The 25,762-nt window shown below is 68.3% G+C and carries 23 protein-coding genes; 14 read left to right on the top strand and 9 right to left on the bottom strand.

Features of this window, described 5'->3' with window-relative positions:
- Positions 1–9 precede the first annotated feature (9 nt).
- Genes AWC24_RS14090 through AWC24_RS14075 form a run of 4 tightly spaced genes read right to left on the bottom strand, consistent with a single transcriptional unit; the run spans position 10 to position 3,846 of the window.
- Entirely contained in the window at positions 10–831 is an 822-nt protein-coding gene (locus tag AWC24_RS14090; RefSeq protein WP_085085897.1) for an SDR family NAD(P)-dependent oxidoreductase, read from the bottom strand.
- A gap of 35 nt (positions 832–866) precedes the next feature.
- A complete protein-coding gene (locus AWC24_RS14085; RefSeq protein WP_085085895.1) occupies positions 867–2,294 on the bottom strand; it encodes an aldehyde dehydrogenase family protein in 1,428 nt (475 codons plus the stop codon).
- Positions 2,273–2,884: a VOC family protein gene (locus AWC24_RS14080; protein ID WP_085085893.1), complete on the bottom strand. Its 612-nt coding sequence runs from the start codon at positions 2,882–2,884 to the stop codon at positions 2,273–2,275. Before AWC24_RS14080 ends, AWC24_RS14085 begins: the two co-directional genes overlap by 22 nt.
- Positions 2,881–3,846, bottom strand: a complete 966-nt coding sequence (locus AWC24_RS14075) for an acyl-CoA thioesterase (protein WP_085085891.1) — start codon at positions 3,844–3,846, stop codon at positions 2,881–2,883. The genes AWC24_RS14080 and AWC24_RS14075 overlap by 4 nt, the downstream gene beginning before the upstream one ends.
- Before the next feature lie 129 nt (positions 3,847–3,975).
- Between AWC24_RS14075 and AWC24_RS14070 the strand changes: the two genes are divergently transcribed.
- Entirely contained in the window at positions 3,976–4,629 is a 654-nt protein-coding gene (locus tag AWC24_RS14070) for a TetR/AcrR family transcriptional regulator (protein ID WP_163705470.1), read from the top strand.
- 14 nt (positions 4,630–4,643) lie between these two features.
- On the opposite strand, the gene AWC24_RS14065 is transcribed toward AWC24_RS14070, so the two are convergent.
- Complete coding sequence (locus AWC24_RS14065) at positions 4,644–5,534, bottom strand: carotenoid biosynthesis protein (protein WP_163705472.1); 891 nt, start codon at positions 5,532–5,534, stop codon at positions 4,644–4,646.
- 204 nt (positions 5,535–5,738) lie between these two features.
- Between AWC24_RS14065 and AWC24_RS14060 the strand changes: the two genes are divergently transcribed.
- A complete protein-coding gene (locus AWC24_RS14060; RefSeq protein WP_085085887.1) occupies positions 5,739–7,355 on the top strand; it encodes an FAD-binding protein in 1,617 nt (538 codons plus the stop codon).
- Between the two features lie 9 nt (positions 7,356–7,364).
- Here the strand turns inward: AWC24_RS14060 and AWC24_RS14055 are convergent, their stop codons facing one another.
- Positions 7,365–8,975, bottom strand: a complete 1,611-nt coding sequence (locus tag AWC24_RS14055; protein ID WP_085085885.1) for a flavin-containing monooxygenase — start codon at positions 8,973–8,975, stop codon at positions 7,365–7,367.
- 137 nt (positions 8,976–9,112) lie between these two features.
- Between AWC24_RS14055 and AWC24_RS14050 the strand changes: the two genes are divergently transcribed.
- The 4 genes from AWC24_RS14050 to lipP1 all read left to right on the top strand — a co-directional run bounded on the left by AWC24_RS14050 (position 9,113) and on the right by lipP1 (position 13,288).
- Positions 9,113–10,294 carry an acyl-CoA dehydrogenase family protein gene (locus AWC24_RS14050; RefSeq protein ID WP_085085883.1) on the top strand — a complete coding sequence of 394 codons (1,182 nt, stop codon included), beginning with the start codon at positions 9,113–9,115 and terminating at the stop codon, positions 10,292–10,294.
- Positions 10,295–10,310: 16 nt separating this feature from the next.
- The gene (gene bphC / locus AWC24_RS14045; RefSeq protein WP_085085881.1) at positions 10,311–11,219 is read left to right on the top strand and encodes a biphenyl-2,3-diol 1,2-dioxygenase; all 909 of its coding nucleotides are present in this window, start codon (positions 10,311–10,313) and stop codon (positions 11,217–11,219) included.
- A 243-nt stretch (positions 11,220–11,462) separates the two neighbouring features.
- Complete coding sequence (locus AWC24_RS14040) at positions 11,463–12,344, top strand: IclR family transcriptional regulator (RefSeq protein ID WP_085085879.1); 882 nt, start codon at positions 11,463–11,465, stop codon at positions 12,342–12,344.
- Positions 12,341–13,288: a LipP1 family hormone-sensitive lipase gene (gene lipP1, locus AWC24_RS14035; RefSeq protein ID WP_085085877.1), complete on the top strand. Its 948-nt coding sequence runs from the start codon at positions 12,341–12,343 to the stop codon at positions 13,286–13,288. The genes AWC24_RS14040 and lipP1 overlap by 4 nt, the downstream gene beginning before the upstream one ends.
- Here the strand turns inward: lipP1 and AWC24_RS14030 are convergent.
- On the bottom strand, positions 13,278–14,531 hold the full coding sequence (locus AWC24_RS14030; RefSeq protein WP_085085875.1) for an NADH:flavin oxidoreductase: 1,254 nt from the start codon (positions 14,529–14,531) through the stop codon (positions 13,278–13,280). The genes lipP1 and AWC24_RS14030 overlap by 11 nt on opposite strands.
- Before the next feature lie 101 nt (positions 14,532–14,632).
- On the opposite strand from AWC24_RS14030, the gene AWC24_RS14025 reads away from it, so the two are divergent.
- Positions 14,633–15,001 carry a hypothetical protein gene (locus AWC24_RS14025; protein WP_085085873.1) on the top strand — a complete coding sequence of 123 codons (369 nt, stop codon included), beginning with the start codon at positions 14,633–14,635 and terminating at the stop codon, positions 14,999–15,001.
- Positions 14,994–15,620: a Dabb family protein gene (locus AWC24_RS14020; RefSeq protein WP_085085871.1), complete on the top strand. Its 627-nt coding sequence runs from the start codon at positions 14,994–14,996 to the stop codon at positions 15,618–15,620. The genes AWC24_RS14025 and AWC24_RS14020 overlap by 8 nt, the downstream gene beginning before the upstream one ends.
- 2 nt (positions 15,621–15,622) lie before the next feature.
- On the opposite strand, the gene AWC24_RS14015 is transcribed toward AWC24_RS14020, so the two are convergent.
- Together AWC24_RS14015 and AWC24_RS14010 are read right to left on the bottom strand one after the other, a co-directional pair.
- Positions 15,623–16,510: an SDR family NAD(P)-dependent oxidoreductase gene (locus AWC24_RS14015; RefSeq protein WP_085085869.1), complete on the bottom strand. Its 888-nt coding sequence runs from the start codon at positions 16,508–16,510 to the stop codon at positions 15,623–15,625.
- On the bottom strand, positions 16,507–18,426 hold the full coding sequence (locus tag AWC24_RS14010) for a flavin-containing monooxygenase (RefSeq protein WP_085085867.1): 1,920 nt from the start codon (positions 18,424–18,426) through the stop codon (positions 16,507–16,509). Before AWC24_RS14010 ends, AWC24_RS14015 begins: the two co-directional genes overlap by 4 nt.
- A 118-nt stretch (positions 18,427–18,544) precedes the next feature.
- Here AWC24_RS14010 and AWC24_RS14005 point away from each other — a divergent pair, with 118 nt between their 5' ends.
- From AWC24_RS14005 to AWC24_RS13980, 6 genes are read left to right on the top strand one after another with little or no spacing between them, the layout of a single operon-like run.
- The gene (locus tag AWC24_RS14005) at positions 18,545–20,137 is read left to right on the top strand and encodes an acyl-CoA synthetase (protein WP_085085865.1); all 1,593 of its coding nucleotides are present in this window, start codon (positions 18,545–18,547) and stop codon (positions 20,135–20,137) included.
- A complete protein-coding gene (locus AWC24_RS14000; RefSeq protein ID WP_085085863.1) occupies positions 20,134–21,261 on the top strand; it encodes a zinc-binding dehydrogenase in 1,128 nt (375 codons plus the stop codon). The genes AWC24_RS14005 and AWC24_RS14000 overlap by 4 nt, the downstream gene beginning before the upstream one ends.
- Before the next feature lie 13 nt (positions 21,262–21,274).
- On the top strand, positions 21,275–22,696 hold the full coding sequence (locus AWC24_RS13995) for an aldehyde dehydrogenase family protein (RefSeq protein WP_085085861.1): 1,422 nt from the start codon (positions 21,275–21,277) through the stop codon (positions 22,694–22,696).
- A 34-nt stretch (positions 22,697–22,730) separates the two neighbouring features.
- A complete protein-coding gene (locus AWC24_RS13990; RefSeq protein ID WP_085085859.1) occupies positions 22,731–23,516 on the top strand; it encodes a crotonase/enoyl-CoA hydratase family protein in 786 nt (261 codons plus the stop codon).
- Positions 23,516–24,667 (top strand): acyl-CoA dehydrogenase family protein, encoded by a 1,152-nt coding sequence (locus tag AWC24_RS13985; RefSeq protein WP_085085955.1) that lies wholly within the window; start codon positions 23,516–23,518, stop codon positions 24,665–24,667. Before AWC24_RS13990 ends, AWC24_RS13985 begins: the two co-directional genes overlap by 1 nt.
- Complete coding sequence (locus AWC24_RS13980; protein ID WP_085085857.1) at positions 24,664–25,704, top strand: acyl-CoA dehydrogenase family protein; 1,041 nt, start codon at positions 24,664–24,666, stop codon at positions 25,702–25,704. The genes AWC24_RS13985 and AWC24_RS13980 overlap by 4 nt, the downstream gene beginning before the upstream one ends.
- Positions 25,705–25,762 lie beyond the last annotated feature (58 nt).

Raw genomic sequence — 25,762 nt, 5'->3', positions numbered from 1 at the left:
GGCTTCCTTTCATTCTGGTTTCGGCCGCGGCGGACCGAGTAGGTATTCGCCGGTGTCGGGGTGGTGATACCAGCCGCCTGCCGCGTGCGTCCCTCCGTCGACGTGCAGCGTCTGGCCGGTGACGTAGGTGCTCAGGTCGCCGGCCAGAAACACTGCCGCACCCGCCATCTCGTCGACGTGGCCGGGCCGCCCCATCGGGATCATGTAGCCGGCGTGAGCGAGCATCTCGGCCGAGCCGACACGCTCGATGCCTTCGGTGAGCGTGAGGTCCGGGGCCAGACAGTTGACCCGGATGCCGTGCGGCGCCAGCTCCAGTGCCGCCGTCTTGGTGAAGTTGACGACGCCCGCCTTGGCCGCCGCGTAGGCGGCGTAGCCGGGTGCGGCGCGGGTGCCCTCGATGCTGGCGATGTTGATGATGCTCCCGGGCTCGCCGTGGCGTACCAGCGCCTGCGCGACGCGCTGTGTGCACAGCAGAACGTGGGTGAGGTTGGAGCGGATCAGCGTCTCCCACCCCTTGGCGGCGGTTTCCAGCAGCGGGGAGGCGAACACCCCGCCGGCGTTGTTGACCAGGATGGTCGGCACGCCCACCTCGGCGATGGTGGTGGCCAGCGCGGCATCGACCTGTTCGGTGTCGCGGACGTCGATCGCACAGGCCAGGCCGCCGGCCGCGGCCGCAGCCAGTTCGGCGGTCTCGGGGTCTTTCTCCCAGATCGCCACCCGGGCACCGAATTCCGCGAACGTCTCGGCGATCCCGCGCCCGATACCGGAACCGCCGCCGGTGATGACCGCTACCCGGCCGCCGAGGTTCGACGCGTCCTTACGCAGCACCACTTGTCACCTCCCGGTGGGGTCGCCGTCACGGCCGGTCAGAGACTGATGTAGACCGACTTGGTGTTGAAGTAGGCCTCGATCCCCTTGCGGCCGCGTTCGCCGCCCCATCCGGACTGCTTGTGTCCGCAGATCGGCATGGAGGGGTCGGCCGCCAAGGCGCAGTTCACCCAGATCTGGCCGCCGCGAAGCTGGTTCGCGACCCGGTGGGCGCGCCCGAGGTTCTCGGTCCAGATGGCCCCGGCCAGCCCGTACTCGGTGTCGTTGGCGGCAGCGATCGCCTCGTCCTCTTCGTCGAACGGAATCACCGATCCGACCGGACCGAAGATCTCGTCGCGGATGAGCCGCATGTCGGGTGTGGTGTTGGTGATGATCGTCGCTTCGTAGAAGTAGCCGCGGCGGTCCATCGGCTTGCCGCCGGTGATCACCTCGGCACCGGCGGCCACGCCGTCGTTGACGATGCCCGCCACGCGCTGGCGCTGCTTCTCGCTGATCAGCGGGCCGAGCACCGAGTTGGGGTCGTCGCTGCCGCCCATCGGCAACATCTGGGCGAAGTTGGCCAGGCCCTCGACGACCTGGTCGTAGATGCCGCGCTGGACATAGATCCGCGAGGTGCACGAGCAGTTCTGGCCCGAGCCGGCCAGCAGGCCCATGCCGGCCATCATGATGGCCTTGTCGAGGTTGGCGTCATCGAACATGATCAGCGGCGACTTGCCGCCGAGTTCCAGGGTGAGGCGCTTGAGGTTGCCGGCGGCCGCCTTGACGATCAGCCGGCCCACCTCGGTGGATCCGGTGAACGAGATCTTGTCGACATCGGGATGCGCGGTCAGCGCCGCACCGGTGGTCTCGCCGTAGCCGGTGACGACGTTGAGGACGCCGTCGGGCAGGCCGGCCTCGCGGAAGATCTCTTCGAGCTTCAGCGCGGTCAGCGGTGTCTCCTCGGCGGGCTTGAGCACACAGCTGCAGCCCGCGGCCAGCGCCGGGGCGACCTTGAGCATCGCGACGAAGAACGGCCCGTTCCAGGGGATGATCAGGCCGACGACGCCGACCGGTTCGAGCTGGGTGAAAGCGTGGTAGCTCTCAAAGTGGCCGAGCAGGCCGTCGGAGACTATGTCGCTGGACTCCCCGTGAATCTTGCCGACCCAGCCCGCATAGTAGGTCAGCATCTCCTGGGAGACCTTGATGATCTGGCTGGCTCCCATGGCGGTCATGCCGTTGTCGCGGGACTCGATCTCGGCGAGTTCGGGGGTGCGCTCTTTGATGATCTCCGCGGCGCGGAACATGATCTCGGCGCGCCGTGCGGCCGGAAGTTTGCGCCAGACCCCGGATTCGAAGCTCTCCCGCGCGCGGGCCACCGCTGCGTCGACGGCCGCCTGGTCGGAATCGGGAACCTCGGCGATCTGCTCTTCGGTCGACGGGTTGAAGACCGGAATAATAGTTCTGGTCACTGGTTTTCGTCCTTCCATGGTTCAGCTGGTGTGCGATAGCCGTCGCGGGTCAGCAGCCGGATCGGATCCGTGCCGTCCCAGGTTTCACAGGTGCGCGCGATAGTGGCGACGTTGGTTCGAAAACTTGGTTTGTCCTCGACGATCTCGGTGAAGAACCCGAAATCAGCTGCGGTGTCGATGAATGCCACCCGCTGGCCGGGATTGGTGAATTCGCATACCAGGTCATAGCGCTGATCGAGGTAGTGGGCGACTTTCGCGTCATAGTCGCGGGCCAGCGTCGACACCTGATGGAACCCGAACGGATTACCACCGCGCAGCCTGGCCATCTCGGAAAACACCGAGCCTTCCGGAGTGTGATCCTGGATGAGTTCGATCTGCACCGGCCCGGCCTGTGCGACGCCGATCTGCACGTCGATACCGGCGGTTGCGCCGCGGTAGCGGCAGGTGCTGCGTCCGCGCGGCAGGATGTGAAACGGTCCGACGCCGAACACCCGCACCCAACGGGCCGCTGCGCTGATCAGATCGGGCACCACGAAGCCCAGTTGGAACAGCCGGAATTCTCCTTCGGGCCACTGCTGTTCGTAGAGCGGAGATGTCGCGGCCGTCACCCGGTGTCCCCCGGATCGGAGCGCGACGGTTCGGTGATCGGGCGGACCAGGACTTCTTGGGCGGTGCTGGCGACATGCCGGCCGGCGGCGTCGACGATGGTTCCCTTCACCACCGCGCGGTGGCCGGCGGCGGCGACGATCTGCTGGGTGTAGTGATGCCACTGATCGAAGCGCACCGGACGGTGCAGCCAGATGGTGTGGTCCAGGGTGAGTCCATGATGCGTGGTGTAGCCGACCGGCTGGGGGTGGGCGCGAAACGCGGTGTCCACCAGCAGGTAATCGCTTGCGTAGGCCAGCATCGTGGTGTGTGCCACCGGTCCGCCGTCGATCGCTCGTGGTAGCCGCATCCAGAAGGAGCGCGGTCCGCCGGCCGGTGTGCCGCCGAGGAAGACGGGCGCGTCGGCGATGCGCATCTCCAACGGTGGCGGTGTGTCGACCCAGGTGCGTGCCGAGCCGGCCAGGGCCGGCGGCGCCCGGTGCACCCAGTGCTGCAGCAACGGATGAGCTTCCGACGCCGTCACCGACCCCTCGACGGTGACGGCCTCGGAGCTCTCGGGATTGGTGTCGAAGGACACCAGCGCGGTCATCAGCGCCCGGCCCGCTTGCGAGATGACCACCTGTCGTGCCGACATAGTCCGCCCGTCACGGGACCGCTCGACGGCGATGTCCAGTGGTGCGGTCGAGTCGCCGGGGCGCAGGAACATCGCATGGATCGCATGCGGAGCGAGTTCGGTGACGGTTGCCGCTGCGGCGGTCAGCGCCTGGGCGACCAGCTGACCGCCGAAGATCCGGCCGAACCTGCCGGGCTCACTGTCCGCACGGAAGCGATCCGTGCCCACCGGTTGCAGCCTCAGCACCTGTTCGAGGTGGTCGAGTGCGCTGAGCGTGGCGGCTTCCAACGGGCCGCCGGACCCGAGCAGCGGCCCGTTGAAGTCGGCGGCGGGCGTCGGCGTCGGCCTCAACGCATCCCTCCTCACCGCGCTCAACCGGTGCGGGCGCGCTGGGCCCGACGAGAAGAACCGGCCTGTGACTGTCGGCCCATTTAAGTAAAATGTTTGACTTAGGTCAAGGGCTCGCTGTTGACTGGCCTCATGCCGTCACCCGTGCGCAGCCCGCGGTCTGCCCGTGCCGACAGCACCCGGGAGGCGCTGTTATCCGCGGCCGAGCGGCTGATCGCCGAGCGCGGCGTGGAAGCCGTGACTCACCGCCAGATCGTCGAGGCTGCCGGCCAGGGCAACAACGCCGCGGTGGCCTACCACTTCGGCACCAAGAAGGAGCTGGTGCGCGCCATCGAAGCCAGCCACGCCGGGCACATCGAGGAACTGCGCACCGCGCGGATCGCCGACACCGATGATTCGGCGCAGCTGCGCGAGTGGGTCGGTTGCCTGGTACAGCCGCTGACCGACCACCTGGCGTCGCTGTCGGGCCCCACCTGGTACGCGCGATTCGCCGCTCAGGTGATGACCGACCCGATGTATCGGCGTGTGGTCACCAAGAGCGCCCTGGAGTCGGAGTCGCTGCGCCACGTCATCGACCGCATCGGCCAAGGCATTCCCGAATTGCCCGACCACGTCCAAGCCGAGCGCAACATCATGATGCGCACCATGTTGATGTACACCTGCGCGGAGATCGAACGTGGCTTCGCCGACGGCGGCAGCGGGCCGCGCTCGGACTGGCCGCGCGCCGGCCGCAGCCTCGTGGACGCGATCACCGGCCTGTGGCAGGCGCCGGTGACCGACCGGTGACAGCCCGCGCGCAACTACGCGGCGGGCTGCGATCCGCCTTGGCATAGCCGCGCCACGGCGACCACCGCCACCAGCACCATGGTGAACCATGCGGTTGCAGAGCAGGTCTCATAGATGTCGGCGACCGCAACAGATCTGCCGCCCTGGATCGTCGCCGTGGCATCACCGACCCGGAGCATTTCGAGGTTCACCTGCAGGGCCAGTCCGAACCAGATGACCGCCGGCATCGACAGCGTCGATCGGGCTGACCCGGCCGGAGCCCGGCGCCACCGTCGCTCAACCAACGCGAACGTCTGGAACAACACCCATCCGGTGAGCACCCAGCCGAAGTAATTGGTCAGCGGGACCCCAAGGGCGCCACTCGGTTCACCGTAGGAGTACAGGCCGCGGGCATGAGCCGCTATCGGGTCGATCACCAGGTCGTAGCCCCCGAGGACCAGGGTGGCCACCGCCGGCGTCAGCCCTACCTGCACACCGCGGTTGGATTGGTCGCCCACGATCACCCGGGCCAGCATCCACGCCAGCCAGGCCAGCAGCACCCAGCCCAGCACGACCACGAACGGCACCCCGAGCAGCCGGGGTCCTTCCAGATGATGAACGTAGGAGCCGAAGGGAAATCCGGTCGCAACACTGCACGCCTCAAAGCCGAACGCGACCGCCAGGGCGATGCCGAAGTAGCCGGCCACCCCGCCGGGCCGGTACTGCGTGAGCGCGTGGAACACCACGAAGACCGCCAGGGTGGCCCCGGAGACCGCCTCGGCCACAGCAGGTATCGACGATCCGGAGCTCAACGCGGCCGTCACCGTGGCAGCGAGCCAGACCGCCACGATGCCCCAGCCGGCCCGCACCTGCCGGCGAGCACGCAACGGTGTCTGCTCGCCCGGAATCGTCGTGCCGTCGGTCATCGTGGTCTCCCTCCGCCGTCTGCCCCGCCCGCACCGGGAATGAGTTTGGCACGGCTCAGCGCGGGCGGGTGCGGATCTGAATACCAGACCGATGGCGACACACCGCATCGACCGGTGAGCGGGAGGCACCCTGGCGCCATGCCAGCCACCGATGCCAACGTTGGGCGTTCCTGCCGCGACTGCCGTTCGAGAAGGGGAGACCCTATGACGCCGCCCAACGGGTATGACGTCATCGTGGTCGGGTTCGGAGCCGCCGGCGCTGCCGCCGCCATCGAGGCCGCGAGCTGCGGAGCGCGGGTGCTGGCCCTGGATCGCGGGTACGGCGGGGGCGCGACGGCGCTGTCCGGCGGGATCGTCTATGCCGGTGCGGGAACGCCGGAGCAGCACGCGGGCGGCTATCAGGACTCGGTCGACGACATGCTCGCCTATCTCCGTCAGGAGGTGGGCGATGCGGTCGCCGAGGAGACCCTGCTCCGGTTCTGCGAGCAGAGTCCGGCGATGATCGAGTGGCTCAAGTCCCACGGCGTCGAGTTCCGGGGCGGAACGGTCTCGTCGTACAAGACCTCCTATCCCACCGACGACTTCTACCTCTACTACTCCGGCAACGAGAAAGCGCATCCTTACGTCGAGCACGCACGCCCCGCGCCTCGCGGCCACCGCGTGCTGGCACCCGGCATGGGCTCGGGCAAGGCGTTGTTCGAGCACCTACGTCGCTCGGCCGAGGCGATCGGTGTCGACTTCATTCCACTGGCCCGCGTTCACGGCCTCATCACCGACGAGCACGGGCGGGTCGCCGGCGTGCGCTACCGTGCACTCGATCCGGCCCATCGCAACGTACGCCAGCACTCGCTGTTGACCCAACTCACCGGCAAGGTGGGAAATTGGCTGCCCGGGCTGGTGAAGGGAGCGGTCGCACGGACCGAACGGCTCTGGGCCGACGGGGCGGTCGAGGGTGCGGCCCGGGGTCGCGCAGTGGTGCTCGCTGCGGGCGGCTTCGTCTACAACCGCGAATGGATGCAGCACTTCGCCCCGGCTTTCATGAAGGTCTCACCGCTGGGCACCGCCGGCGACGACGGATGTGGGATCGCGCTCGGGCTGGCCGCCGGCGGCAAGACCGACAAGATGGGCAACGTCACCGCGTGGCGGTTTCTGGCGCCGCCGAGCGCCTTCCTGGAAGGTTTGACCGTCGGCGCCGACGGACGGCGGATCGCCAACGAGGACCTCTACGGGGCAACCCACGGCGACGTGATGATGCGTCGGTTCGGCGGCGCCGGCTGGGCCATCTACGACGCACCGACGTGGCAGAAGATCCGGGACCAGATCCGCGACCAGACCCAGCTGTTCCAGCGACTGCAGTTGCTGTACCTGCTCACCACCGGGCACAAGAAGGCCGCCACCATCGAGGGCATCGCGGCCAAGAACGGCATCGACCCGGCCGGCCTGCGCCGCACGGTTGATGCCTACACCAGCGGAATCATCAGCGGCGCGGGCGATCCGGCGCGAAAGGATCCTGACCTGTGCCCGCCCATGCGGCAGGGACCGTTCTACTCGGTCAACATCTCGGCCGACTCGTCGATGTTCTACCCGATTCCCGGCCTGACACTGGGTGGGCTCGTCGTGGACGAGGCGACAGGCGAAGTGGCTCACCGCGACGGTGGCGTCGTTCCCGGGCTGTACGCCGCCGGCCGGAACGCGGTGGGCATCTGCTCCAACAGTTACGTGAGCGGACTCTCGATAGCCGACTGCATCTTCAGCGGCAGACGCGCCGGAGCCCACGCGGCGCACCGACCGGGATCCGAGCCGGCGCATCGCGAGAACTGACCGGCCGCACTAGGTCTTGAGCAGCCGGAACCCCTTGTACCCGGCGCCGGCGACCTCGGCGCAGATGTCGAGGTACGTCGCGAATCCACCGATGAACAGCATGAAAACCCGCGGCTTGCCAGGGACGTTGGCACCCACGTACCAGGAGTTCGCCTTCGGGAAGAGCGTGGCGTCGGCGCGCTGGTTGCACTCGGCGATCCAGTTGTCAACGGCATCTGCAGTTGCCTCGATCGCTGCGTAGCCGTGCTCGTCGAGATAGGCGATGGCCCCCGATATCCAGTTGATGTGCGCCTCGGCGTGCAGCACCATATTGGCCAGCACCGCCGGCGCACCCGGACCCGAGACCAGAAAGAGGTTGGGAAAGCCGTCGACCCCGAGCCCGAGGTAGGTGCGGGGTCCGTTCGACCAGTCATCGACCAACCTGCGGCCGTCGCGGCCGACGATATCGATCTTGGCCAGGGTTCCGGTCATGGCGTCGAAGCCGGTCGCCAGCACGATGGCGTCCAGGTCGTAGCGGGCCGCCGAGGTCACCACACCAGACTCGTCGATCGACTCGATCGGGGTGTTGCGGACACTGACCAGCGTCACATCCGGCCGGTTGAACGTCTGGAAGTAGTTGGTGTCGGTGCAGATTCGTTTGGTCCCGATGGGATGGTCGTCCGGGATCAGCAACTCGGCGACATCCGGGTCGTCGATCACCGCGCGGATCTTCTCCTCGTAGAACCTGCGGGCCTCCTCGTTGGCCTCGAGGCTGATCATCTGGTCGGCGAAGGTCTTGGAGAACAACACGCCGCCCAGCTGCCAGCGCTCCTCGAAGGCGGCCCGTCGCTCCTCGGCTCCGACTTCCATGGTCAGCTTGGGGTGCGCCACATGCGGTGATCCGCCGCCACTGCGCCACGACATCCGGCGCCGCTCGGCGTAGGTGGCCTTGGCGTGCTCGATCTCCTCGGCCGTCAGCGGGCGGTTGCCCGCCGGCACACTGTAATTCGGGGTGCGCTGGAAGACGCAGAGGTGCGCGGCCTGCTCGGCGATGATCGGGATCGACTGGACCCCTGAGGAACCGGTGCCGATCACACCCACCCTCTCACCGGTGAAGTCGACGCCCTCATGCGGCCAGTGAGCGGTGTGATAGACCTCGCCGCCGAACGTGTCCAGCCCGGGGATGTCGGGGGTCAGCGGCGAGGACAGCGGTCCGGTGGCCAGCACCACGAACCGCGCCGTGACCGTCTCGCCGCTGTTGGTGGCTACCGTCCACCGCAGGGTGTCCTCGTCCAGAACGGCCGACACCACCCTGGTGTTGAAGGTGATGCCCGCCCGCAAGTCCAGTTTGTCGGCCACCCAGTTGATGTAGTCGAGGATCTCGCTCTGGGTGGCGTACTTCTCCGACCAGGTCCACTCCTGCTGCAGCTCGTCGGAGAACGAATAGCAGTAGTCGAGGCTCTCGACATCGCATCGTGCTCCCGGGTAGCGGTTGAAGTACCACGTCCCGCCCACCTCGGGAGCTGCTTCGAAGACGCGGACCGACAAGCCCTGCTCCCGGAATCGGTGCAGGGCATACAGACCGCCGAATCCGGCGCCCACCACGATCACGTCGACATGACTTTCGGTCCCGCTGCTCACGGCGGTGACCGTACGCCGGCATCGCCCATCGGGTGCGGCGTCTCCCGGTCAACGGGCACCGGGGGATTCTCCGTTACCGGTCCGCTCACCGGGATGAGGCGGGCAGCGGTTCGCTCCCCGCGTCCACCATCGTTGCCATGACTAAACGGGTGACTGACAGCGTCGCGGAGCTGGCCGAGCAGTTTCGTGGGCAGGCCGAGGAGGCCGAGAAGATCGGCAAACTGACCGACGCCACGGTCAAAACCATGAAGCAGATCGGCAATATCCGGCTGTTGCAGCCCAAAACATATGGCGGGCTTGAGGTTCACCCTCGCGAGTTCGCCGAGGCGGTGATGGCGACCGCCGCCCTCGACCCATCGGCGGGATGGATCAACGGTGTGGTCGGGGTGCACCCTTACCAGTTGGCCTACGCCGACCCCCGGGTCCCCGCCGAGATCTGGGGCGACGACGTCGACACCTGGGTGGCATCGCCGTACGCCCCGCAGGGGGTGGCCACGCCGGTTGACGGCGGCTACCTGTTCAATGGCCGTTGGCAGTTCAGCTCCGGCACCGACCACTGCGACTGGATCATCCTCGGCGCCATGCTCGGCGGCGCCGACGGCAAGCCGCTGATGCCCCCGCAGATGCTGCACATGATCCTGCCGCGCAAGGATTACCAGATCGTCGAGGACTCCTGGGACGTGGTCGGGCTGCGCGGCACCGGGTCCAAGGATGTCATCGTCGCCGATGCCTTCGTCCCGGAGTACCGCACCATGGACGGGATGAAGGTGATGGACGGCACCGCACAGCGCGACGCCGGCATGACCGAGCCGCTGTATCTGATGCCGTGGTCGACCATGTTCCCGTTGGGCATCTCGTCCGCCACGATCGGCATCGCCGAGGGCGCGCTGGCCGCGGCCCTGGCCTACCAGCGCGAGCGGGTCAACTCCAGCGGCGTCGCAGTCAAGGACGACCCCTACGTCATGTATGCCATCGGTGAGGCCGCCGCCGACATCAACGCCGCCCGCCAGGAACTCCTGGCCAACGCCGACCGGATCTACGATCTGGTGGCCGCCGGCCACGAGGTGTCCTTCGAGGACCGCGCGGCGGGGAGGCGGACCCAGATCCGTGCGGTGTGGCGCGCCGTGTCCGCCGTCGACGAACTCTTCGCGCGTTGCGGCGGCAACGCCGCCCGGATGGACAAGCCACTGCAGCGCTATTGGCGGGACGTGCACGTCGGACAGGCGCACGCCATCCACGTCCCGGGCACCGTCTATCACGCGTCGGCACTGAGTTCGCTCGGGGTGGACCCGCAGGGTCCGCTGCGGGCGATGATCTAGGAGCTAGGAGAACCGCATGAGCCCGATCAAGAGCCTCGGCTATGTGACCGTGCAGGCCACCGATATGGCCCGCTGGCGGCATTTCGCCTTCGGTGTACTGGGTTTCGCCTCCGGAAGCGGACCCGACGACGAGGCGCTCTACCTGCGGATGGATGAGCGGGCCGCCCGCATCGTGGTGACGCCCGGCCAGACCGACAAGATCACCACCGTGGGCTGGGAGGTGCGCGATCACGCAGCCCTCGACGAGGTCAAGGATCTGTTGGACGCGTCCGGCACCGCGTACCGGGAGCTGACCCTGGCCGAAGCCGACGCCCGCCGGGTCGAAGCGGCCATCGCATTCGCAGATCCGGCCGGCACCTCCCTCGAGGTGTTCCACGGTGCGGTGCTCGACCACAGCCCGGTGGTCACCCCGTTCGGGGCGAGGTTCGTGACCGGCGATCAAGGTCTCGGGCATGTGGTCCTGCCCGCACTCGATGTCCCGGGTCTGTTCGAGTTCTACACCGCGGTATTGGGATTCAAGCCCCGCGGCGCATTCCGGGTTCCCGTGCCGCCGGAGTTCGGGCCGGTGCGGGTGCGCTTCCTCGGCGTCAACGAACGCCATCACAGCCTGGCCTTGTGCCCGGCCGCGACGTTGCGCGACCCGGGCCTGGTCCACCTCATGGTCGAGGTCGACACCCTCGACGCGGTCGGGCAGGCGCTGGACCGGGTCAACAAGGACGGCTTCCAGCTGTCCTCGACCCTGGGACGGCACACCAATGACAAGATGGTGTCGTTCTACGTCCGCGCTCCCGGGGATTGGGATGTCGAGTTCGGCACCGAGGGTATGCGCGTCGAGGAAACGTATTACACCGCCGAGGAAATCACCGCCGACAGCTACTGGGGCCACCAGTGGGTCGACGACCTGCCCGCAGCCATGCGTCCCTGATCACCTGCTCGACCTCGATTGCCGCCGGCCGCTGAGGCCGGCCGCAACCACATCGCCGCCTGCCGCGGTGCCGCGCCGCTGACCGGCCCGCTGACCCGGCGTCGGGCGGTCCGTCTCCGGGCATTCCCGCGCACCTTGCTGCGTCGTGAACCGAATCCGCCGTTGGTGTGACAACAACCACAGGCATGTGGTAGATATATGCCCATTAGGCATATGCCTATTAGAAATGCCAGGAGGATCTCAATGGCGCCGACCAGCGCATTGCCAACCACCACCGCGAAGACGGCCGGGCCCCAAACCCCCAGCGCCGTCATCGACCGGGTATCCCTGGTCCTCGACGCGTTCGACGGACCGGGCCGCTTGACGTTGGCGCAGATCGTGCGCCGGACCGGGCTGCCCCGGTCGTCGGCGCACCGGATGCTCGAGCGTCTTGTGCAGCTGCGCTGGTTGCGCCGCAGTGGCCGCGACTACGAACTGGGCATGCGACTGGTCGAGCTCGGCTCCCTGGCCGTGCACCAGGACCGCCTGCACAAGGCCGCGATTCCCAAACTGCACGAGCTGCACGCCGCCACCGGGCTGGTTGTTCACCTCGCCGTCCTGGACGGCCCCGACGTGGTGTACATGGAAAAGGTCGGCAACCGGATGACCACCGCGATCCCGACCCGAGTCGGCGGCCGGCAGTCGGCGCACCACACCGCGCTGGGCAAGGCACTGCTGGCCTTCGCCGAGGAGCGCGAAAACGCCGCCCTGGGCGCCGATCTGCCGCCACGCCGGACCAAGTACTCGATCTCCAGCCATGCCCAGCTACGCGACGAACTGCACAAGGTCCGCTCCCGCGGCATCGCCTTCGACCGGGAGGAGTCGCTGCCGGGCTTCGGCTGTGTCGCCGCGCCCATCGGCGACCCCGGCGAGGCGGTCGCAGCGATCTCGGTCTGCGGCCCGATGGGCCGGATGATGTTCGACCAGCGACTGGCCGCCCCGGTGCGGATCGCCGCGATGGGGATCTGGCAGGCCGTGGACTGTGGACGTGTCCGGGTGGCCCCGACGCTGCAGCAGATGCGGCCGTTACGCCCGGGCCCGATCGCCCGCCCGGCGGTGCACCGGGGGAACCTGAAGCTCGCATGACGCTGGATCCCCAGATCGCGAGGATCATCGACGCACTGGACGGCGGGTTCCCCCCGGTGCACACGATGACCGGCGAACAGGCCCGCGCCGCCATCCGTTCGCGTTTCACACCCAGCGCCGATCCCGAACCGGTGTCGGAGGTCTCCGAGCGCACCGTCCCCGGCCCGGACGGTCCGGTGCGGATCCGGGTCTATCGTCCGAGCGCCGCGGCCGCGGGCCCGGTTCCGACCCTGGTGTACGCCCACGGCGGCGGTTGGGTCTTCTGCGACCTGGACAGCCACGACGCCCTGTGCCGTGATTTCACGAACCGTATTCCCGCCGTGGTGGTTTCGGTGCATTACCGGCGCGCATCCGAAGAGGGGCGGTGGCCGGCGGCCGCGGAGGACGCCTACGCGGTCACCGCCTGGGCGGCGCGTCACGTCGCTGAGCTCGGCGGCGATCCCGACAAACTGGTGGTCGGCGGCGACAGCGCCGGTGGCAACCTGGCCGCCGTCACTGCGCTGATGTCCCGTGACCGCGGCGGCCCGGGCCTGGCCGGCCAACTGCTGCTGTATCCGGTGATCGCAGCCGACTTCGACACGCCGTCCTACCGTGAGTTCGGCAGCGGCTATTACAACCCGAAACCCGCGCTGCAGTGGTATTGGGACCAATACGTTCCGGCAGTCGCCGACCGGAGCCATCCCTATGCATCGCCGCTGGGTGCCGCTGACTTGTCGGGGTTGCCGCCCGCTGTCGCGGTGGTCGCGGGTCACGACCCGTTAAGGGATGAGGGGCTCGCCTACGCCGAAGCGCTGCGGCTGGCGGGTGTTCCCACGGTACTGCGCTACTTCGAAGGCGGTGTCCACGGTTTCATGACCATGCCGACTCTCGACATCTGCCACCGGGCCCGCGCGCAGGCGTGCGCCTACCTGACCGGACTGCTGCGCCGGCCCATCACGAAGTGACCGGCTTCGCCGCCGGCGCAGCGGATCCGGGCGGTCCGGTCAGCGGAGCTGCGCTGCCGTAACGCTGGTCCGGGTCGAGCACACAATGCGTGCGACCGAAGACCGTGACCATGCACTTGTTGTTGTGATCGCATCGACTCCGCACCCTCGGATCGTCGATCATCTTGTTGACCAGATCCGGTTCCCGCAGCAGCGCCCTGCCCATGGCCATGAAATCGAAGCCCTCGCGCATGCCGGTTTCCAGATGCTGCCGGTTGGTGATACCGCCGAGCAGGATCAGTTTGGTGTTGCGCATGATCGGGACGAACTGGCGCGCCGCGGGCAGCATGTACAGATCCTCGTAGGGATAGCTGCCCATGGCCCACTTGCCCATCACGCGCACCCCGGGCCGTAACGGCGGCGGCACCACCCGGGCGAACTCGCGCACCGGCACATCGCCCCGGAACAGATACATCGGCTTGAAGACCGAGGATCCCTGCGTCAATTCGATGGCGTCCAGGGTCGCATCGGCGTCCAACAACTGCGCCGTCCGCAGCGCCTCATCGATCCAGATGCTGCCCGGTAGCCCGTCGTCCATGTCGAGCTTGGCGATGACGGCGACGCGGTCCCGGACCACCTCGCGGACTCGCTCGGCGATCATCCGCACGAACCGCGACCGGTTGTCGATATCTCCGCCGTACTCATCCTTGCGCCGGTTGATCAGCGGACTGAGGAACGAGCTCGGCAGGTAGAGATGGCCGAAGTGCAGTTCGACGGCGTCGAATCCGGCGTCGACCGCCACCTGCGCTGCGGCAGCGAACTGGTCGATGACGGTTCGGATCTCGTCGCGGCGGATCTCCCGGCAGTAGGCGAAGGAGCTCGGATTGACGAACCGGCTCGGCGCAACCGCGGTCACACCGGTCAGCTTTCGCTGCGCCACCACACCGGCGTGCCCGAGCTGCGCCGAGATGGCCGCCCCGGCACCGTGCACCGCCTCGGTGAGCTGCGTCAGGCCCGGAAGCGCCCGGGCGTTCATCACGATCTGTCCCGGCGCGCTGGCGCCCTGCGGGGAGACGCAGCAGTACGCCACCGTGGTCATCCCGACCCCGCCCTCGGCGAATCCGAGGTGGAAGGCGATCAGATCGTCGGTGACCAGGCCGTGGGGTGACCGGCCCTCGGACGTCGCTGCCTTGATGACCCGGTTGCGCAGCCGAACGGGCCCCAACTGGACGGGAGCGAACGGGTTCGGGGTGGGATCGGTCATCCTGCAACGTTCGTCGCCACCACGGCGGGCGTCAACGGTGGTCTCCCGGTGTCCGGGACCGCGGCGCCGCGACCGCCCGGGCGATCTCTAGCCTCGCTGCCATGGCTGATGGTGAAGTCTTCGTCATCGACCGGGTGCTGACCAAGCCCGGCCAGGCCCGCCGATTCGTCGACCGGTATCTGGCCGAATACGCGCCGGGCGCGCGGGCGCGGGGAATGACGTTGCACAACGTGTTGGTCAGCCCTCCGATCTGGTACGACGGCCAGTCGAACACGATCACGGTCACGTGGTCACTGCCGGGCCCGTCGGCCTGGTGGCAGATGACGTGGCAAGGCCGGCCGGATCCGTTGCTGGGGCAATGGTGGTCCGATATCGACGAGTTGGTGCTGGAACGCGACCGCTCGGTCGCGGCGGCCAGCGGCGACGTGGACGCGCTGTGCCGGTTCGACAGCGGAGCCGCAGGTGTTTAGCGTCACCCGACTGCTCGACGTCGCGCCCGGGCAACGTGCCCGGGTGGTGGCGGTAGCCCGCGCGGCAGCCGAGGGCAGCGGGGCGGTGCGGTGGATCGTCGAGGAAACCGAGCCCGGCTCCCGTAACGGCGGCGAGGTGCTGGCGCACTTGCGCTTCGCCGATCGATCCGGCTGGCAGATCGCGCAGCCGCGTCTTGCCGCGGCGCTGTCGGATCCGGCCATCACCCGGATCAACGGGGCCGGCTATGACGGAGAGCCGAGTTGCAGCGGCCTACCGGGGACGGTGTACCGGACCCTGCTGCTGCGGGTGCAGCCCGGCACCTGCCCGGACACCCTGGCCCGATTCGAGGCGGAGTTGCGGTCAATGGCCCGCTACGTCAAGACCATTCGGGCATGGCAGCTCAGCCGGGTCACCGAGTCTGCCGGGGACACCGAGTGGACGCACGTGTTCGAACAGGAATTCACCGATGCGGCGGGACTGACCGGCCCGTACCTGATGCACCCGATCCACTGGGCGGTGGTGGACCGGTGGTTCGATCCGGAGACCACCGAGGTGATCGTCCGTGATCGGGTCTGCCACAGCTTCTGCGCGATGGCTGGACCCGTGTTGCAGGCCTAGCCTCAGAGACCGCAGGCACTGATGTTGGGGTTGGCCGCTTCGGGCGGCTCCAGCGGCGGGAGCACCGTGGTCCCGTCCAGGCTGTGTACCGCCAGCTGCTGCGACCATGGGTAGTGCAGGCTGAAGGCCACCAGCCCGGTGCGTTCGGCGGCCGGGAGGTGGCACATCGCCAAGACCGTTTCGGCCAGGTACTCCACCGGCTCGGTCGGGAACGATTCGGGGATCAGGCCGGCCGCCCCCGGGGTGCGCACCGCGCTCGACGGCCCGACGACATTCACCGCGATGTTGGACTCCAGCAGTTCGGCCGCCGTCCCCTGGCTGAACCTGTGCAGCGCCGCCTTCATCGACGCGTACACCACATCTCCGGAAGACTTGTTGTACTCCCGGTAGGGCCGCGCGGGCGCCAGCCCGGTCACCGAGCCGATGTTGACGATCCACCCCGCACCTCGGGTTCGCATGTGCGGAATCGCCTGCTTCGTCAACACGAACGGCGTACGCAGATAGTGTTCGACCGTGCGGTCGAAGGTCGCCATCGACATGTCCTCGATGACGTCGTAGTCCGCGTAGCCGGCGTTGTTGACCAGGATGTCGATCCGGCCGGTCGCCGCAACGACCCGGTCGACCAAGACGGCCCGCTGCGCAGCGGCCTCGAGGTCGGCGACGAGACCGAATGCCCGCCCACCGGCCGCCTCGATCAACTCGATGGTCTCGGCGATGGTGCCCGGCAGGGCTGTCGCCGCCCCGCCGCGCACCGAGGGAGACGGCTGGTGAGAACGTGCTGTCACCGCAACCGTCGCACCCTCGGCGGCCAACCGCTGGGCGATGGCCCGACCGATGCCGCGGCTGCTGCCGGTCACCAACGCCGTTCTGCCGGTAAGTAATCCACTCATCGGAGGATGAGGTCCGCTTCGACGGGAGCCCGGTGGCCCTGCCACACGTCGATCAGCCGGAAGGGGAATGCGATGACGATGCGGCCGCCCGAACGGTAGTAGGTGTGGGCGGTGGGCGTATGACACCACACCGTCTCTGCCATGGCCTCGTCGATCTGCCGGACATAGTCCTCGAATGCCGCCGGCTTGACCTCGAGGGTCGCGGCGCCCCGCGAGGCCATCAGCTGCAGGCACTCCATCACGTAGTGCGCCATCACCTCGACGCCGAAGTTGTGCCCGGCGGCATGGCCCGGCGAATAGTTGGGCGCCGAGGAGATGAACAGGTTCGGAAAGCCCGGCACCAGCCCGCCCCGGTAGGCACTCGGGCTCTCGCCCCACACCTTCTTGAGTTCGAGCCCGTCCCGGCCCCGGATGTCCACGGTCGACAGGAAGTCCAGGTGGTAACCGGTCGCGTAGATGATGACGTCGAGGTCGACCTGGCGGCCGTCGGCGGTGACGATGCCGCGCTCGTCGACCCTGGCCGGCTCGCTGGCCTCGACATCGACATGCGGTCTGGTCAGCGCCGCGTAATAGCCGCCCGGATCGCGGATGATGCGTTTACCGTACGGCGCGAAGTCGGGCGTCACCTTCCGGGCCAATTCCGATCCCGCCCCGAACACCCGGTCGATGTAGTCCAGACAGATCTGCAACAGCACGTCGTTGGCCGGCGAGATCGACAGGTGCTCGGCCGCCCACTCCGGATCTCTGATGATGACCGGATGGTTGTTGTCGGCTGTCCCCCACAGCGACTTCAACCGATTCCAGTTGGCGTAGAAGGGGATGTGGATGTTGAGCCAACGCCGATGGTCGGGTACGTCGTCGGAGAGCCGCTTACGCGGGGCGACCCAATGTGGTTGCCGCTGGAACACCGTCAGATGTTCGACATCGTCGACACACGCGTCGACGATCTGCACCGCGGTGCAGCCGGCGCCGATGATCGCCACCTTCTTGCCGGCCAGCTCCAGGCTCGGATCCCAGTCGGCGGAATGCACGCTGACGCCGGCGAAGGTCTCCCGGCCCGCCAGGTCCGGCCAACGGGGACGGTTGAGGTAGCCGGCGGCGGGGATGACCACATTGGCGTGGCTGATCTCGCGCGCCCCGTCCGGGCCGACCATGTGCACCGCCCAGCGGTGCCGGTCGGCGTCCCACCACAGCGCCTGCACCTCGGTGCTGAACCGCGTACGGTCGCGCAGGTTGTTCTTGTCGGCCACGGTTTCGAGGTAGCGCTGGTATTCGGCGCCCTGCGGATAATAGCTCGACCAGTCGCGCTTGACGTCCCGGGACAGCGAGTAGTACGCCGATGGTGTGTCGACCCCGATACCGGGATAGACGGTCGTGTACCAGGTGCCGCCGACCTCGTCGTTGCGTTCGACGATCTCGAAGTCGATTCCGGCGGCCGCGCATTCCAGCGCAACGGCCATCCCGGCCATACCGGCTCCGACGATCAGGACCTTGAAGCCGGTCGGCAGGTCGGCGGTGCGGGGCAGCACCGGCTGGCGCGGCTGAAAGCCGCCCTGTTCCAGGAGAAGTCCCAGGTACTCCTCCCCCACCTCCCGGCCCAATGCCAGCGGGGCGATGCGGCCGAAGAGCTCCCGATCGTCAGCCGGCAGCGCGCCCTGCGGGCGCGGGGCGCCCAGCGCCGCTTCCACCGCGGCCACCAGCGCCTCGCGGGTGGCCGGGTCGGTGACGCCGACCTGTTCCGGCGGGTCGGGTTCGAACGAGATCTTGCCGGCGAATCGGTCGATGACGCCCGCGTCGCCGGTCAGCTGGGTCAGCACCGCAACCAACACACCGGCATCCGCCAACCGCAGCTTGGTCCGCAGTTCCTCGCGCTCCCAGCCCGTGCCGTCGGCCGCCACGGTCGCATCGGTCGTCATCGAACCTCCTTGCTCGTCTCCCGAGTATGTGATCGCCGGGCGGGTGACGGCCGCCCCGTGTCTACTCAGCGGGACGCTGTTTGGTCGCCACCGGGCCGGTGCCCCTACAGTCCGGGGCATGACCGAGCTGGACGCCCAACTGGCAGCGGCACGCAGTCATGCGCTCGGTGACCTTCCCCGGCGGTCGGCCCGCAATCGGCCCGGCAAGGTCGCGCTCATCGACGGTGACGTCTCCTTGACCTTCGCCGATCTCGAGCACCTCGTGGACCGCACCACAGCCGCGCTGCACGACAACGGCTTCCGACCGGGCGACCGCATCGCGGTGCTGGCCCACAATTGCTGGCAGTACGCCGTGCTGGCGTTCGCGACGGCGCGCGCCGGGGTGATCCTGGTTCCGGTCAACTTCATGCTGACCGCCGAGGAGATCTCGTTCATCCTGGTGCACAGCGGAGCCGGCGGATTTGTCGTGGAAGCCGACCTGGTTCCCACCGCCCGCACCGCCATGCAACTGGGCGGGGCCGTTCACACGACGGCCGCACTGGTGCTGCCCGGCCAGCGGCCGCCACCGGATTGGAACGACTTCGGGCAGTGGCTGCAGACCGGTTCAGCAGCACCTCGCCCGGATGTGGCCGACGATCAGCCCATCCGGCTGATGTACACCAGCGGCACCGAGTCGCACCCCAAAGGCGCGCTGCACTCCACGCGAAGCCTGATGGGCAACTACATCAGCTCGATCATCGCCGGCGCGATGACCGGCACCGATATCACGATCCACTCGCTGCCGCTCTACCACTGCGCCCAACTGGACAACTTCCTGATCCCCGGCGTCTACCTCGGCGCGACCGGCGTCATCCTGCCGCGCCCGGCGCCGGAGCTGGTGCTGCGCGGCATCGACCGCTACGGAGCGACAAGCTATTTCGCGCCGCCCACGGTGTGGATCTCGCTGCTGCGCTCCCCCGTGATCGACCAGGTGGACCTGTCCAGCCTGCGCAAGGGTTACTACGGCGCCTCGGCCATGCCCGGGGAGATCCTCGCCGAACTGCGGGAGCGGCTGCCGGATCTGCAACTGTGGAACTTCTACGGCCAGACCGAGATGGCGCCGTTGGCATCGGCGCTGGGGCCCGACGAACAGGACACCCACCCCGGGGCGGCCGGCCGTCCGGTAATCAACGTCGAAACCGCGATCCTCGACGACGACAACGTTCCGCTCGGCACCGGTGAGATCGGTGAGATCGCCCACCGGAGTCCGCATCTGATGCTGGGCTACCTCGACGACCCGGGCAGAACCGCCGAGGCATTCGCCGGTGGCTGGTTTCACTCCGGCGATCTCGGCTACTACGACCGGGACGGACTGCTGCATGTCGTGGACCGCAAGAAAGACATGATCAAGACCGGCGGCGAGAACGTCGCCAGCCGCGAAGTCGAAGAAGTGCTCTACCGGCACCCCGGCGTCGAGGAGGTCGCGGTGTTCGGTCTCCCCCACCCGCGGTGGGTGGAGGCGGTGGTCGCCGCCGTGGTGCCCCGCGACGGGACGACGATCACCGAAGCCGAACTCCTCGGCCACTGCCGGGCCAGGCTGGCCGGATTCAAGACACCCAAGCAGGTGTTCTTCGTGGACTCATTGCCGAAGAATCCCAGCGGCAAGCTGCTCAAACGCCTGCTGCGCGACCGGTTCACCACTTCAAGCAACCGAAAGGAACCCGCCTCGTGAGTGCTGCCCCGCGCGAGGGACGCATCGCCCGCTTCGACGAACCCGGCAAACCGTTCCAGATCCAGACCGTTCCCGTTCCGGCACCCGGCCCGGGCGAGATCCTGATCCGGGTCACCCGGACCAACATCTGCGGTTCGGACATCCACGCCTGGCACGGCACCTTCGCCACCCGCGGCCTCGGCGGGCAGCTGCCAACCGTTCTCGGCCACGAAATGGTGGGTGCGGTCGACGAATTGGGCTCCGGCGTCGCCGCTGACTCCAACGGAAAGCCGTTGAGTGTGGGCTCGCGGGTGGTCTTCCCCTACTTCTTCTGCTGCCACACCTGCCGCAACTGCCTGGCCGGGCGCCGCAACGCCTGTGCGAACCTGAAGATGGCGATGCTCGGCCGCGCCGACGATCCACCGTATTTCGTCGGCGGCTACGGCGACTACTTCCTGCTGCCGGCCGGCGCGGTGGTCTACGCCGTGCCGGCCTCGGTGACCGACGAGATCGCCAGCGGCGCCAATTGTGCGCTCTCGCAGGTGATGTACGGGCTGGAGCGAGTCGATCAACAACTCGGCGAGTATGTCGTGGTCCAAGGCGCCGGGGCGCTCGGCCTGTACGCCATCGCGGTGGCCAAGGCCCGTGGCGCCGCCAAGGTCATCGCCATCGACGGGATCGCCGAACGGCTCGAGCTGGCCACCGCGTTCGGCGCCGACGAGGTCATCGACATCACCGGGGCGACCACCGCGAAGGAGCGGGCCAAGCTCGTCCGCGGGCTGACCGACGGGCAAGGGGCGGACGTCGTCGTCGAGGTGGTGGGGCACCCTTCGGCCATCGACGAGGGTCTGGTGCTGCTCGGCCAGTTCGGCCGCTACGTCGAGATCGGAAACATCAACATCGGCAAGACCTTCGCGTTCGACCCGTCGCGGTTCGTGTTCGGGAACAAGACCATGGTCGGGGTGTCGCTGTACGACCCGGCCGTGTTGTCCCGGGCCCTGGACTTCCTGGCCGAACACCAGCACAAGCTGCCACTCGAGCGGCTCGGCGCCGCCTGCTATCCACTCGACGACATCAACGACGCCTTCACCGCAGCGGAGGGCAAGCGCGACGTGCGTGCCAGCATCGTGCCCGCGATCCCCTGACCCGAAAGCAGCCATGACCAACCACCACCACCCCCGCACCGAGCTCTTCATCGACGGACAGTGGGTGAACCCCGGCGGCACAGACGCCATCGAGGTGATCGATCCCGCGACCGAGCAGGTCTGCGGCGCCGTTCCCAGCGGCGTTGCGGCCGACGTGGATGCCGCGGTGGCCGCCGCGCGCCGGGCGTTCGACCCACTGATCAGCATCGCCGAGCGCCGCGCGCGCCTGGACGCGGTGATCACCGCGATGGAGAAGCGGCTGCCCGGCATCGCCGAGACGATCACCCGCGAGATGGGCGCTCCGGTCCGCATCGCCCAGAGTGTGCAGACCCAGGTGCCGCTGGCCGTCGCCCGCGGATTCGCCGACGCGCTGGCCGCTTTCGAGTTCGAGGAACGGATCGGCAATTCGCTCGTGGTCCGGGAGCCCTACGGCGTGGTCGCCGCCATCACGCCCTGGAACTACCCGCTGTATCAAGTGGTCGCCAAGGTCCTGCCGGCCATCGCCGCCGGCTGCACGGTGGTGCTCAAACCCAGCAACGAGGCCCCGCTGTCGGTGTTCGAGTTCGTCGATGCCGTCGCCGAGGCCGGATTGCCGCCCGGCGTCGTGAACCTGGTTTCCGGACCCGGCCGGGTGATCGGCGAACGGATGTCGGCTCATCCCGAGGTGGACTTCGTGTCCTTCACCGGGTCCACCGCGGTCGGCAGCCGGGTCGGGGAACTGGCCGGCCGATCCATCAAGAAGGTGGCCCTGGAACTCGGCGGCAAGTCGGCCAACGTGATCCTCGACGGTGCAGACTTCGCCACCGCGGTCAGGGTCGGCGTCGGTAATGCCTTCCTGAACGGCGGGCAGACCTGCATGGCCTGGACCCGGATGCTGGTCCCGCTGTCCCGGTACAGCGAGGCGCTGGATCTGGTGCAGCAGGCGGCCGCCAAGTACGTCGTCGGGGACCCCTGGGATCCGGCCACCCGGATCGGCCCGTCGGCCTCCGAAGCGCAGTACCGATCGGTGCTCGGGTTCATCGAGCGGGCGCCGCGCGATGGTGCGCGGCTGGTCCGCGGCGGCGCTCAGCGGCTGCGCGATGTCGGCTATTACATCGCCCCGACGGTGTTCGCCGACGTCGACCCCGATTCGGAGCTGGGGCAGGAAGAGGTGTTCGGGCCGGTCTTGGCCGTCATCCCGTTCCGCGACACCGACGAGGCTCTGCGCATCGCCAACGGCACGCCGTACGGCTTGTCCGGAGCGGTGTGGGCCGCCGACGACGACACCGCGATCGGCTTCGCCCGTCAGGTACAGACCGGTCAGCTCGATATCAACGGCGGCAAGTACAACCCCTCGGCGCCGTTCGGCGGCTACAAGAAGTCGGGGATTGGGCGCGAGCTCGGCAGGTTCGGGTTCGAGGAGTACCTGCAGACCAAGTCGCTGCAGCTACCGTAGGACCGCAACCAGCCAGAATCGAGGTACCCCAGCTATGAGCACGCCCGCCGGGCCACTGGTCATCACGCGTCAGCACGCCGTTGCGGTCTGGACCATCAATGCTCCCCACGTCGGCAACACGATCACCGACACGGCGTTCATCGCGGCATTCGAAGCCGCCGTCGACGCCGCCAATTCGGACACCGAGATCGGCGCGGTGATCCTGACCGGGGAGGGAAAGATCTTCTCCGCCGGCGGCAACGTCAAACAGATGGCCGACCGCGAGGGCATGTTCGGGCTGGACGCGATCGACCAGCGCTACGCCTACGTGGGCGGAATCCAGCGGCTGCCGCGCGCCCTGGCGCGCCTCGAGGTGCCGATCATCGCCGCGGTCAACGGCGCGGCGGTCGGGGCGGGTTGCGACCTGGCGGCGATGTGCGACATCCGGATCGCCTCGCAGCGCGCCTCGTTCGCCGAGAGTTTCGTACAGATCGGCCTGGTTCCCGGCGACGGCGGCACCTGGTTTCTGCAGCGCGCCATCGGTTACGAGCGCGCCGCGGAGATGACGCTGACCGGCGACCGGATCGACGCGGCGACCGCGTTGGACTGGGGGCTGGTCAGTCGCGTGGTCCCCCACGACGAACTCCTCACCGCCGCAATGGAGCTGGCTGACCGGATCGTCAAGAACCCGCCGCGGGCGCTGCGGATGGCCAAGCGTCTGCTGCAGGAGTCGCGCACCGGCTCGCTGGACTCGACACTGGCGATGGCGGCCGCAATGCAGCCGCTGGCCCACCATGACGGCGAGCATCAGCGCCGCATCGCGAAGTGGCGGAGCAGCTGATGGCGCTGCCGCGCCTGGTTCCCGCAGCTGCCGGCGATCCGGCCGGCACCGCGGGCCTGCGGGCGCAGGTCCGCGCCTTCCTGACCGAACAACTGGCGGCGGGAACTTTCTCCCCGTCGGTGGACGCCTGGCTGTGCGGCTGGAGCGTGGCCTTCACCGGCGCTCTGGCTGCTCGCGGGTGGCTGGGCATGACCGTGCCGAAAGAGTATGGCGGCCACGGACGTTCGTTCCTCGAACGTTTCGTGGTCACCGAGGAGCTGCTCGCTGGCGGCGCCCCGGTGGCGGCGCACTGGATCGCTGACCGGCAGATCGTGCCGGCCTTGCTGAAGTACGGGACCGAGGCCCAGAAGCGCGAATTCCTGCCCGCGATCACCGCCGGCGAGTGCTTCTTCGGCATCGGGATGAGCGAGCCCGACGCCGGTTCGGATCTGGCCGGCGTGCGGACCCGCGCCGTGCGGGTCGACGGCGGCTGGGCGTTGACCGGCACCAAGGTGTGGACGTCGGGAGCGCACCGCGCTCACGCGTTCATCGTGCTGGCCCGCACCGCGCCGGTCGACCCGCAGCACCGGCACGCCGGGCTGAGCCAGTTCATCGTGCGCCTCGACGGCCCCGGCGTCGAAGTGCGGCCCATCATCTCGATGAACGGTGGCCACCACTTCAACGAGGTCATCCTCGACGACGCCTTCGTGCCCGACGCCATGGTGTTCGGCGAGATCGGCGACGGCTGGCGTCAAGTCACCTCGGAGCTCAGTTTCGAACGAAGTGGTCCCGAGCGACTGCTCTCCACCTTCCCGCTGCTGGCCGCCGTGACCGACAGCATGGCCGACGAACAGCTGCCCGCTGACGCAACGCTGGGCCGGCTGGTGGCCCGGATCGCCGGTCTGCACCAGATGTCCACCGCCGTCGCCGGCGCACTGGAACGCAAGGAGCCGGCCGATGTTGCCGCCGCGGTGGTCAAGGTGCTCGGCACCACCACCGAGGGCGATATCGCCGATTTCGCAGACCTGCGCACCGGGGACAGCACCGGCGTCGACTCCCGGCATCGGGAGCTGGTCATGGCGGCGGTGGACCAGCGGCCCGGGTTCACCCTGCGCGGTGGAACCAACGAGGTGCTGCGCGGCGTGATCGCGCGCGGATTGGGGTTGCGATGAGTGCCTCCGGCGCCGATCGCGGAGCACAGCTCGATGCCGGCCTGGTGGACATGATGAACGCGGTGTTCGCCGACTACCGGGCGACGCACCCGCCGACCGGACCGATCCGGCGCGACACCGAATTGTGGGCCGGCCTCGATCGACTGGGTCTGGTGCGATTGACCGGCTCCGAACAATCCGGGGGTAGCGGGGCGAGTTGGTACGAGGTCGCCGAACTCATCGCCGCGGCAGCGCGAAACGGTGTGCGCGTTCCGCTTGCCGAACACGATGTGTTGGCCTGTTGGCTGCTCGAGCAGGTCGGTGCGCCTATCGCAGCGGCCGCACGTACCGCCTGCATTCTCGATGAGACCGGTACCGCGACGGCGGTACCGTGGGCATCGACAGCCGAGCGGATCGTGGTCATCTGGCAGCACGACGGTGGCCATCTGCTCGCCGACCTGGATTGTGCGCAGCTGCGGATCACCCCGGGCAGCAACCTGATCGGCGAGCCTCGTGACACCGTCGCCGCGGACACCTCGGCACTGCCGGGAACCCCCGTGCCGGCGGGACTGGTCGCGCAGCTGCAACTGAAGGCGGCGCTGGTACGGTCGATCCAGGTCTGCGCCGCGCTCGACAAGATCCTGGAGCTGGTCGTCGAGCATGCCTCCGCCCGTACCCAGTTCGGCCGTCCGCTGTCGAAGTTCCAAGCGGTCCAGCAGCTGATCTCCGACACCGCCGCCGAGGCTGCGCTGGCGCGGGCGGCCACCGAGGCCGCGCTGTCAGCGGCGGTCCGTAGCAACTGGTCGGGGTCCAACCTCAGATTCGCCGTTTCGGTGGCACGCTCGTGTGCCGGGCACGCGGCTTCAGTGGCCGTCCGCAATGCCCACCAGGTGCTCGGCGCCATCGGCACCACCGCCGAACACCGGCTGCACGAGTACACCCGGGCGGCGCTGGCGTGGCGTTCGGAATTCGGATCGGTCCAGCACTGGGATCAGCAGGTCACCGATGCCGCCCTGGCCGCCGGCACCGATGGTCTGTGGAGTCTGATCGCCGATTGAGCGCTACCGGCGCACCGGTGTTCCACTGACCGGTTACCGCGGTGCCGGGTCCCGCCGA

Origin of the sequence: Mycolicibacter senuensis (assembly GCF_002101885.1) — a bacterium.
In the GTDB taxonomy this organism is placed as follows: domain Bacteria; phylum Actinomycetota; class Actinomycetes; order Mycobacteriales; family Mycobacteriaceae; genus Mycobacterium; species Mycobacterium senuense.
This window is presented reverse-complemented; position numbering and strand designations above follow the sequence as displayed.